Origin of the sequence: Bradyrhizobium sp. IC4059 (assembly GCF_020193615.1) — a bacterium.
In the GTDB taxonomy this organism is placed as follows: Bacteria; Pseudomonadota; Alphaproteobacteria; order Rhizobiales; family Xanthobacteraceae; genus Bradyrhizobium; species Bradyrhizobium yuanmingense.
The window spans coordinates 307,853-316,851 of record NZ_JADYVH010000001.1 but is presented as its reverse complement, the minus strand read 5'-3'; the positions used below and the strand labels follow the sequence as shown (position 1 = coordinate 316,851).

Annotated in this window: 15 protein-coding genes; 10 read left to right on the top strand and 5 right to left on the bottom strand. The window is 65.3% G+C overall.

Going from position 1 to position 8,999, the window contains the following annotated elements; genetic code table 11:
• The first annotated feature begins 37 nt into the window (after positions 1–37).
• On the top strand, positions 38–685 hold the full coding sequence (locus I6F12_RS01465; RefSeq protein WP_225155341.1) for a glutathione S-transferase family protein: 648 nt from the start codon (positions 38–40) through the stop codon (positions 683–685).
• A gap of 14 nt (positions 686–699) precedes the next feature.
• Here I6F12_RS01465 and I6F12_RS01460 read toward each other — a convergent pair whose 3' ends face one another.
• Positions 700–1,245 (bottom strand): phosphohydrolase, encoded by a 546-nt coding sequence (locus tag I6F12_RS01460; RefSeq protein WP_225155340.1) that lies wholly within the window; start codon positions 1,243–1,245, stop codon positions 700–702.
• 231 nt (positions 1,246–1,476) lie between these two features.
• On the opposite strand from I6F12_RS01460, the gene I6F12_RS01455 reads away from it, so the two are divergent.
• Positions 1,477–2,172, top strand: coding sequence for a glutathione S-transferase family protein (locus I6F12_RS01455; protein ID WP_225155339.1), 696 nt, complete (start codon positions 1,477–1,479; stop codon positions 2,170–2,172).
• Positions 2,173–2,316: 144 nt separating this feature from the next.
• Here the strand turns inward: I6F12_RS01455 and I6F12_RS01450 are convergent, their stop codons facing one another.
• On the bottom strand, positions 2,317–2,751 hold the full coding sequence (locus I6F12_RS01450; protein WP_036042094.1) for a hypothetical protein: 435 nt from the start codon (positions 2,749–2,751) through the stop codon (positions 2,317–2,319).
• Between the two features lie 483 nt (positions 2,752–3,234).
• Between I6F12_RS01450 and I6F12_RS01445 the strand changes: the two genes are divergently transcribed.
• From I6F12_RS01445 to I6F12_RS01435, 3 genes are all read left to right on the top strand, one after another.
• On the top strand, positions 3,235–3,618 hold the full coding sequence (locus tag I6F12_RS01445) for a RidA family protein (RefSeq protein ID WP_157281647.1): 384 nt from the start codon (positions 3,235–3,237) through the stop codon (positions 3,616–3,618).
• Positions 3,619–3,789: 171 nt separating this feature from the next.
• A complete protein-coding gene (locus tag I6F12_RS01440) occupies positions 3,790–4,050 on the top strand; it encodes a hypothetical protein (RefSeq protein ID WP_225155338.1) in 261 nt (86 codons plus the stop codon).
• 238 nt (positions 4,051–4,288) lie between these two features.
• Positions 4,289–4,540: a hypothetical protein gene (locus I6F12_RS01435; RefSeq protein WP_036013225.1), complete on the top strand. Its 252-nt coding sequence runs from the start codon at positions 4,289–4,291 to the stop codon at positions 4,538–4,540.
• 79 nt (positions 4,541–4,619) lie between these two features.
• On the opposite strand, the gene I6F12_RS01430 is transcribed toward I6F12_RS01435, so the two are convergent.
• Complete coding sequence (locus I6F12_RS01430; protein WP_225155337.1) at positions 4,620–5,105, bottom strand: J domain-containing protein; 486 nt, start codon at positions 5,103–5,105, stop codon at positions 4,620–4,622.
• Between the two features lie 111 nt (positions 5,106–5,216).
• Between I6F12_RS01430 and fabG the strand changes: the two genes are divergently transcribed.
• The 3 genes from fabG to I6F12_RS01415 all read left to right on the top strand — a co-directional run bounded on the left by fabG (position 5,217) and on the right by I6F12_RS01415 (position 7,109).
• Positions 5,217–5,984, top strand: coding sequence for a 3-oxoacyl-ACP reductase FabG (gene fabG / locus I6F12_RS01425; RefSeq protein WP_225155336.1), 768 nt, complete (start codon positions 5,217–5,219; stop codon positions 5,982–5,984).
• Between the two features lie 181 nt (positions 5,985–6,165).
• Complete coding sequence (locus I6F12_RS01420) at positions 6,166–6,414, top strand: helix-turn-helix domain-containing protein (protein ID WP_036013218.1); 249 nt, start codon at positions 6,166–6,168, stop codon at positions 6,412–6,414.
• A 170-nt stretch (positions 6,415–6,584) separates the two neighbouring features.
• On the top strand, positions 6,585–7,109 hold the full coding sequence (locus I6F12_RS01415) for a collagen-like protein (RefSeq protein WP_036013214.1): 525 nt from the start codon (positions 6,585–6,587) through the stop codon (positions 7,107–7,109).
• Here the strand turns inward: I6F12_RS01415 and I6F12_RS01410 are convergent.
• The gene (locus I6F12_RS01410) at positions 7,106–7,321 is read right to left on the bottom strand and encodes a hypothetical protein (protein ID WP_036013212.1); all 216 of its coding nucleotides are present in this window, start codon (positions 7,319–7,321) and stop codon (positions 7,106–7,108) included. The genes I6F12_RS01415 and I6F12_RS01410 overlap by 4 nt on opposite strands.
• A gap of 93 nt (positions 7,322–7,414) precedes the next feature.
• Positions 7,415–7,684: a DUF2277 domain-containing protein gene (locus tag I6F12_RS01405; RefSeq protein WP_036013210.1), complete on the bottom strand. Its 270-nt coding sequence runs from the start codon at positions 7,682–7,684 to the stop codon at positions 7,415–7,417.
• 254 nt (positions 7,685–7,938) lie between these two features.
• Between I6F12_RS01405 and I6F12_RS01400 the strand changes: the two genes are divergently transcribed.
• Positions 7,939–8,292 (top strand): hypothetical protein, encoded by a 354-nt coding sequence (locus tag I6F12_RS01400; RefSeq protein ID WP_036013289.1) that lies wholly within the window; start codon positions 7,939–7,941, stop codon positions 8,290–8,292.
• 77 nt (positions 8,293–8,369) lie between these two features.
• Complete coding sequence (locus I6F12_RS01395) at positions 8,370–8,972, top strand: MSMEG_1061 family FMN-dependent PPOX-type flavoprotein (RefSeq protein WP_225155335.1); 603 nt, start codon at positions 8,370–8,372, stop codon at positions 8,970–8,972.
• Positions 8,973–8,999: the final 27 nt, after the last annotated feature.

Below are 8,999 nucleotides of genomic sequence, written 5' to 3'. Positions count from 1 at the left end.
CGTTCGTCCTCTGAACACGATCACCCCGGAGCCCCCCATGCCCACCATCACCGCCTTCGAAGCCTCCCCCGACCGCGGCAAGGGCCACGCGCGCGACATGCGGGTGCGCTGGGCGCTGGAGAAGGTCGGCCAGCCCTACGACGTTCGCCTCCTCTCCTTCGCCGCGATGAAGCAGCCGGCGCATCTTGCGCTGCATCCGTTCGGGCAGATCCCGACCTATGAGGACGGCGATCTCACCCTGTTCGAGTCCGGCGCGATCGTGCTCCATATCGCCGAACGCCATGATGGCTTGCTGCCGAAGGATGCCAATGCGCGCGCCCGCGCGATCGCATGGATGTTTGCTGCGCTGAGCACGGTGGAGCCGCCGATCGTCGAGCTCGGCATGGCCATGCTGTTCGAGCGCGACAGGAGCTGGTACGCCGAGCGCTTGCCGAGCTTGCAGGAGCGCGTGCGCACCAGGCTCAGCAAATTGTCCCGCCACATCAGTAAGGCCGACTGGCTCGACGGCGCTTTCAGCGCCGGCGATCTCATGATGGTGACGGTGCTACGGCGGTTGAACACATCGGGCCTGCTCGACGAATACCCTGATATCGCCGCCTATGTGGCCCGCGGCGAGGCGCGGCCGGCGTTCCGGCGGGCGTTCGAGGCGCAACTGGCGGTTTTCACGGCCGCTTTGCGTGCGTAGGTGGGGAGCCCGCTTCAGCTCAGCTGGGCCAGTTCGCGGGCGAGGTTCGCGCGGGCTTGGCGATCAAAGGTCGCGGCGAAGGCCGGATCGGGAAAGATGACCTCGCGTGCCGCGAAACGGCGCAGCACGCGGGCGCGGCCGGTGCGATACTCCTCGTCGGCGACATGGCTGAACTCCCGGCGGATCGCGGCGGCATAGGCGTCGTAGCGGGCGGGATCGGCGCCGAGAATACTGAGGTCGATCGAGATCAGGATCGCGCCGAGACGATCGCCGGCGGGAACGTCGTGCGTTCTGGTCAAGCGGATCAGGCGGCCGACCTCCTGGCGAAGCTCGGCGCGAACGTGCTGCTCGGCAAGCTCCGCGCTGCGCTCCTCGTTGTCCGTTCGCGTCGGATCGTAGACGGCGTCGTGCCACCAGATCGCTTCCGACAACGTCTCGCGCTCGGCGACCGAGAGGCCATCGATCCGCGCGAGCGCCGCCAGGCAATCCTCGATATGCGCGAGATTGTGATAGTGGCGGCCGGGTGCCGCATAGGCAGCGGCCAATTCGTCGCGGGTCATGGGCGAAGTCTCACGTCGTCGATCTTGTCCTTGTTGATGGCCGGTGATCTCCCGGACCAGAGGATTGCGGTCATCCTATTGCGCAAAAGGCAATTCGCAAATGGCACTCTGACGCAAGCGATATCCGGGGAGCCCATTCCCGCATGTCGCTGCGCTCATTCGGACCACGAGGATTGCATCCGTTTCCACTCCCTAGCATGCTGGCCTCCGCCACCCCGGAGGAGCCCGCCCATGCTGACCCTCTACTCCTACCCAGAACTCTTCGGTGTCGCCGACAACAACGGCTACGGCCTCAAGGTCTACGCCTTCCTCAAGCTCGCAAGCGTGCCGTTCGTGCATGAGCACGTCTTCGATGCCTCCGCCGCGCCGCGTGGGCAGCTGCCTTACATCGTCAACGACAGCGAGATCATCGGCGACAGCGAGACCATCATCGCGCACGCGACTAAGAAATACCGCCTCACGATCGACGCCGGCTTGTCATCGGAACAGCGCCGCACCGACCATCTCGTCACGCGCATGCTGGACGATCTCTACTGGGTGATGTCATATTCGCGCTGGAAGGACGAGCGCTTCTATCCGGCGTTCCGCGACGCCTTCATCGCGCAGCATCCGCAGATCGACGCTGATGGATTCGAGAAGGCCAAGGCCTACAACGCGCAGCGCTATCATTTCCAGGGCATCGGTCGCTACACGCCCGAGCAGGCCTACGCGCGGGGGCTCGCCGATTTGCAGGTGCTGGCAGATATCGTGCCGGCGCAAGGCTTCGTGCACGGCGCGGCGCCGACGAGCGTTGATGCCGGCATCTACGGCTTCATCGCCAACATCTATTACTTTCCGATCCCGACGCCGCTCAAGGCCTTCGTCGATGCGCACGCAAACCTCGTCGCGTATTGCGAGCGGCTGCATGCGAGGGTCGGGAAATCGTAGGGTGGGTTAGCTTCGGGCGGCGCGAAGCGCTGTCCGAAGCGTAACCCACCACTGTTCGTCTCCGGAGACGCCAAAGAGGTGGGTTACGCCCCGCGGATTCGCTGCGCGGATCCGCAGGGCTAACCCACCCTACGGCACCGTCTTCTACCGCATCGTGATCGCAAGCCCGCTGAGATCCGCATTCGCCATCAGGCCGACCTGCGTGCCCGACAGCTCCAGCACTGCGCCCTTCTGGTTGGTCAGCACGATGGCGCGGGCGCCGGAGCCGACGGCGATGCCGGCACCGGCGGCGCCGTAGACGCCGGCAACATCGGAGGGACGGTTGATGTTGGAGACGCGGCCGCGCAGCACGGTCTTGGATCCCCCGAACACGAGGCCGTAGTCGAGGCCACCGGTGGAAAGCCCGTAAGTGCGACCGCGGAAGTTCAGCACGCCCGAGCCGCCGGAGCCGCCGATGATCCAGCCCGCCTTGTAGATCGTCAGCGTCACGAAGCCGCTGTCGGCCTGCGCGGTCGTCGAGAGGCCAGCCAGGGCGACGATGGCGACGCACGCGGCGCGGAGGGTGGATGCGAGCTTCATGGGGGTCTCCGGGGGCTGTTTTTTAAAGGAGGATTCGAATCAGACCGAGCGAATGTACCTGATCGATCGAGGCGGCAACATGATGAGCGGGCGTTTCCGCAAACAAGGCGGCGGCGAGACTCGCGGAAGGTCCTCATGCTCCGTCATTGCGAGCGCAGCGAAGCAATCCAGAATCGCTCCGCGGCGGCAGTCTGGATTGCTTCGTCGCAAGGGCTCCTCGCAATGACGGGGTGAATGGCCTGTTCTCTCACCACGCGCAGGCCGCACGCGGGGAGAGGCGAAGACCACCATCGCCAGCATGCCATACTACCCCTGTTTTGCCCGACGGAGCAAACGCGTACTTCCGTAATCCCGAATTTTCGAAAACCCCAACGATCTCCGCGCCATCCCTACTGTGCATGGGGTTGTTTTCGCACTTTTGTTTTGAGCATCCCCGCGCCAGCCGCTACGCTCATGCCCCCGCCCCCGTCCTGAGGTGATCCCATGCCGATCCAGCATTTCGCGCCCCCGCCGCACGTCAAGGCGCCGCCGCTGTCCTTTGCGACGCGGGTTGGCGACCTCCTGTTCGTCTCCGGCATTCCCGGCTTCGATGCCAATGGTGCGCTGCCCGACGGCTTCGAGGCGCAGTTCGCCAATGTCGTCGTCAACATCAAGCGCGTGCTGGGCGAGGCCGGCGCCGGCATGCACGATCTCGTCAAGGTCAACGTGCTCCTGACCCGCGCCTCGGACGTCGCCGCGATGAACGCGCTCTATGCCGGCGCCTTCGGCCCGCCGCCCTACCCGGCGCGCACCACCTGCGTGGTGCAGGCGCTGCCCGATCCGAAGATGCTGATCGAGATCGAGGCGGTCGCTTCGCTGGCCAAGTAGGAGCGGATTAAGCTGCGTGTGACCTATCGGGCACGCGTCCAAACCAAATGCTCATGGCACGGCTGACATGTCCGTGAATGGCGGCTCCCCGGCTTGCAAAGGACCTGCTTTTACCGCACGAATTTTTTCGGTCCCATGTCCCACCGCCCATGTCCCACCAGGAGATACTTCATGCGTCGCCTTCTCGCGCTCAGTGCCGTTGCCGGCATCGCTAGTTCCGTGTTCGCCGTGCCCGCCTCCGCGAAGGTCGGCTATTACGTGATCCGCTGGGACAACACCGGCATCTGCCAGGTCTGGAACGAGGACCTGCAGTACAAGCCGTTCCAGTTCGGGGTCTCGACCTACAAGGTCGTCAGCAAGCCGCTCCCGACCTTCCAGCAGGCCTCGGACCTGCAGATCAAGATGCGCACCGAGCGGAAGTGCACGCTCTGAGCCGGGCGCGAGAGTAGCGTTTGGAGGGCGGGTCGCGCGGGCGATCCGCCCTTTTGCTTTGCGTGGCCTGAAGCGCTTCCCCGGCCGCAATCAGACCTGTCCCACGCACATTTTTTGAACCTCGGCGGCGGGTGGAACTACTCACATCTTGTCCGGGGCGCATGCCAAGCGCGTCCCGCACCACCCCTCCCCGTCATTGTCGGGAGGCGCATCACATCATTCATTTGAGGAGCTGATCATGCGTCGTATTTCCATGCTGTGCGCTGCCGCCGGTCTTGCCGTCACCGCGTTCGTCGCCGCGAGCCCGGCCGAAGCCAGCTATCATCTGATCCGCTGGCAGGACACCGGCTTCTGCCAGATCTGGGACGAGAGCATCCCGACCACGCCGTGGCCGGCCGGCTATCACCGCGCCAGCGCCAGCGTGCCGACCTTCGTCGATGCACTCATGGTCAAGGACGCCGCGCTCAAGAGCGGCAGCTGCAAGTGGTAAGGTAATCGATCGGCGGACGAAGAACCGGGCAAGGACGCGGGCGTCCTTGCCCGGTTTGCTTTTCGAAGGCCCGAGACGCTCACGCGTCCTTGTGCGCGCCGGGATGGATCAGGATGTCGCGCGCGGCGGCGAGGTCGATGAAGGCTTCGGCGCTGCCGCCCTGGTCGGGATGCAGGCCCTTGGCGGCGCGGCGATAGGCCTGGTTGATGTCCTCGCAAGTGAGCTGCACCGCGAGCGGCAGGCCGAGCACCTTGCGGGCGCGGTCCTCGCTGGAAAGCTTCTTCGGCGCGGCGTTGCGGCGGCCGAAGCGCGGCGCGGTCAGATCGTGCGCGACCTCGAGCACCACACTGATACGGCGCTGGGCCGCCAGCGTCACGCTATGATCGTCATTGTCGACTGCCTGGCGCAGCACCGGCAGCGCCTGCTCGGCAGCCTGGCGCAGCGTGACGTCGCTGCTCATCCGCGCGATCTCGGCCACCAGCCGGCCGGCCTCGGCCCAGTCAGGCGCTTGCGCCGACCGCAGCCGCTCCAGAGCGAGTTTCCAGGTTTCGAGCCGTTCCATCATGCGCGCAACGTTTAGCAATCAGGATCAGTATGCCAAGGCCGCCGTTTCCGACCCCTTAATTTCGCGTTAGCGTTTCGTGAAACTTCGAAACGAAAACGGGAGGAAACTGCCATGGCGCTGCTCGCAAACCACATCGCTGTCGTCACCGGCGCCGGTTCCGGAATCGGCCGGGCGATCGCCACCGGCTATGCGCGGGAGGGCGCGCAGGTCGTGCTGCTCGACGTCAACGCCGAGACGGTGGCGGAGGCGGCGCAGGAGATCCGGCAAGCGGGCGGCAAGGCCGAGAGCTTTGCCCTCGACGTTGTCAGGCGCGAGGATTGCTTCGCGCTCGCCAGGCAGATCGCGGACAAAGTCGGGCAGGTCTCGATTCTCGTTAACAATGCCGGGATCACCCGTCGTAACGCCTTCACCGCGGAGACCGAGACGGTGGCGAAGGACTGGAACGACATCATCTCGCTCAACCTCACCGGCGTCTTCAACGTGACGCAGGCGTTCCTCGCGCCGTTGCGCGCGAGCAAGGGCCGCATCGTTAACATCGGCTCGATCCAGTCCTTCGTGCATCTGCGCACGCCGAGCTCGGCGGCCTACACCACCTCGAAGCACGGCGTGCTCGGCTTCACCAAGGCGCTCGCGGTCGAGCTCGGCAAGGAAGGCGTGCGCGTCAACGCGATCGGCCCCGGCTTCATCGAGACCAACCTCAACGCCAATGTGCGCGCGACCAATCCGGCGCTGGTGCAGGCTTTCATCGATCACACCCCGCTGGCGCGCACCGGCAAGCCCGAGGACATCGTCGGCCCCGCGGTGTTCCTCGCCTCCGATCTGTCGGCCTATGTCACCGGAACCATCGTGATGGTGGACGGCGGCTATCGCACGGTGTGAGGGACGCGAGGCTCGCACCAATCGCGGCGGCATCTGGGCATTCTCAAGATCAATTCGGTGCAGCCCCTCCAATTAACCTTTCATTAACCAAACCGGACCACCGTAGATTCACGGCTTGGGGGTCGTTGGTTCTCGATCCGCTTCCGACGATGGAAGCGGGCGTTGATCGGGAGGTGTTTTGATGACCACTGTTCATGTCGCCGCGTCCGGGCCGGACGCACAATTCCTTGCCCCGAACCAGATCGTTCCGCTTCTGATCGGTGCCACCGTCGACGAGGTCGAGCGTGAGCTCGTGATCCAGACGCTGGCGCGCTGTGACGGCAACCGCACGCGCGCCTCGCGCGTGCTCGGCCTTTCCGTACGCACGCTGCGCAACAAGATCAGGCTCTATGCCGCCTCCGGCATCGACGTGCCCGCCTGTCAGGATTAGCGCACGACATCAATCGGCCAGCGACGACGCGCTGCGCAGCCGCGCGATCGATGAGGCGGCCGCTCGCGCCGCCGATTGATGTTGATCAAGCCTGGCACGATGCACGGGCAGAATTGCTGCTGTCGTCAAACGCCGCTAAGTAGCTTGCTCCAGGTGAAGGGAGCGGTGCCGTGGCAGACGACCAGGGACGACGGCCGGGGCCTCAGGGGCCTCGCGGGCGGCAAGGCGAGCCGGGACGGCCGGGGCCACAGGGGCATCCGGGCCGGCGCGGCCCCGACGGCGCACGCGGCAAGCCCGGGCCGCAGGGCAAGCCGGGCCCGGTCGGAAAGGCCGGGCCGCCCGGCAAGCCCGGTCCGCAAGGCAAACAGGGCGAAGCCGGTCCGCGAGGGCCAGCCGGCGCACCGGGACCTGCCGGGCCGCAGGGACCGGCGGGGCCGCAAGGCCCGCGCGGCGAGCCGGGTCCGCCCGGCCAATTGCCGTCGATCGAGCAGGTGCTGCCCTGGCTCGACCAGCTCTTCGATGCCTGGGACGAACGCCGCCGCCAACGCGAGCGCGAAGCCGCCGAGCGCGAAGCGCTCGAAGCCGCCGTCCAGGAGACCGACGAGGCAATCGTCGATGACGAGGGCGATGACGTCGACGATCACAGGAAGAAAAAGAAAAAGAAGAAGCAGGGCAAGGATAGCCGACGGGTCTAGTCGGGCCGATCCTCGCGCCGCGGCAGCATGCCCATGCGCTCGAATTGCCAGCGCATGGCGCGATACCAGAAATAGCCGACCGCCGCGCCGCACAGGGCGAGGATGATCACGTTCGCGCTCGAGAACGAGCCGCTCCACCACATCATCCACGCGGTCCACAGCAGCGTGAAGACGATGGCACCTGCTTTCAAAGGAAGAAGGGGGTGGCTCATGTCGTGCTCCGGGCGATCAAAACCCCGGCCGCCACCATCGCAAGCCGAGGCAGCAGATACCGTGAGCCAGATCACGGAGCACGCTGCCTGACCTCACGTACCGAAGCGCAGCCGCGAACGCTCTTTCGCCTTCTCCGCCTCAACCTCGCGGTCGCGCGCCGGCGCGTTCGTATGCAGCGAGGTCAGGAGTTTTCGCGCCGCCTCGGAGACCTCGGCCACCGCACGATCGAACGCCGCCTCGTTGGCCTGCGATGGCTTGTTGAAACCCGACAGCTTTCGCACGAATTGCAGCGCGCTGGCGTGGATCTCATCCTCCGTCGCCGGCGGCTCGAAGTTGAACAGCGTCTTGATGTTGCGGCACATGCACTTTCTCCCGGCGTTTTCCTTAAGACGAAGGTCCGAGCCGAAATCCTACATCCGCCTTCTCGCTTCTGCGACCAACTTGGTGGATGCGCCACAAGCTGATCTCGCAGCGCATCATAAGCGGGGGCGCCGGCATCGCATATTATTTGAGCATGCATTGCAGTGACGGCTCAGGCTTAATCCGTGCCAACGATAGGGAAAGACGCGCAGGACAATCGCGCGCCCATGGCACGATACGCGACGAGGAGGATCGCATGCACAGGCTCGCACTGTGCGTTTGGTTGGTTGCGACGACAGCGCTGGCAAACGTTGCGTTCGCGCGCGACAATGGCCAATACGACCACGTTCCGCCCGACATCCGCGCCTGGTTCAAGAGCGTGATCGCGCCGAACGGGGTTCCCTGCTGCGACATCTCCGATGGCCATCGCACCGAGTATGACGTGCGCAATGGCGCTTATTGGGTGCCGATCGAGGGACAATGGATCGAGGTGCCCGGACGCGCCATCATCCGCGACCAGGGCAATCCGATCGGCCAGGCCGTGGTGTGGTACGTCCACCACCGCGGCTCCATCATCATCAGCTGCTTCGTGCCGGCGGATGCGGTGTAACGCGCCTTGGTGATTTCCATTGGCTGGCGACGGCCCGATCGGGTAGCTTGAAGCGTAGCTGAAGCGGAGGCACGCCGTTGACCGATCTTAGCGCCGAAGACCTCGCCACCATCTATGCTATGCCGAGCCCGCGCGTGATCGCGAAGGCACGGCCCGCGATCGATGCGCATGCGAAGAAATTCATCGAGATGTCGCCATTCTGCGTGCTCGCGACATCGGGAGCGGACGGCAGCGTCGACGCTTCGCCGCGCGGCGGCGGCATCGGCTTCGTCCGCGTCGCCGGCCCCAACCAGCTGCTGATGCCCGACCGCTCCGGCAACAACCGCATCGACAGTTTTCGCAACGTGGTCGAAGGCTCAGGCTTCGTGCATTTGCTGTTCTTCGTGCCGGGCATCGAGGAGACGCTGCGCGTCGGCGGCCGCGGCACGCTGTCGGCCGACCCGGATCTGCTCGCCTCGATGGTGGAATTCGGCAAGCCGCCGCGCGCGGTGCTGAACGTCGCGGTCAGCGAGGTCTATTTCCATTGCGGCAAGGCGCTGATGCGCTCGAATCTGTGGGGGTCGGAGAAGGTGCAGCGCTCGGTGATGCCGAGCATCGTCACGGTCATTCACGAGCAGACCGGCCTCGGCGAACCGGCGAGCCAGGAGGCCGTGGAAGAGCTCTACAAGACGCAGCTGTAGCCGAGAGCGGTTCCGCAAAACGAAACG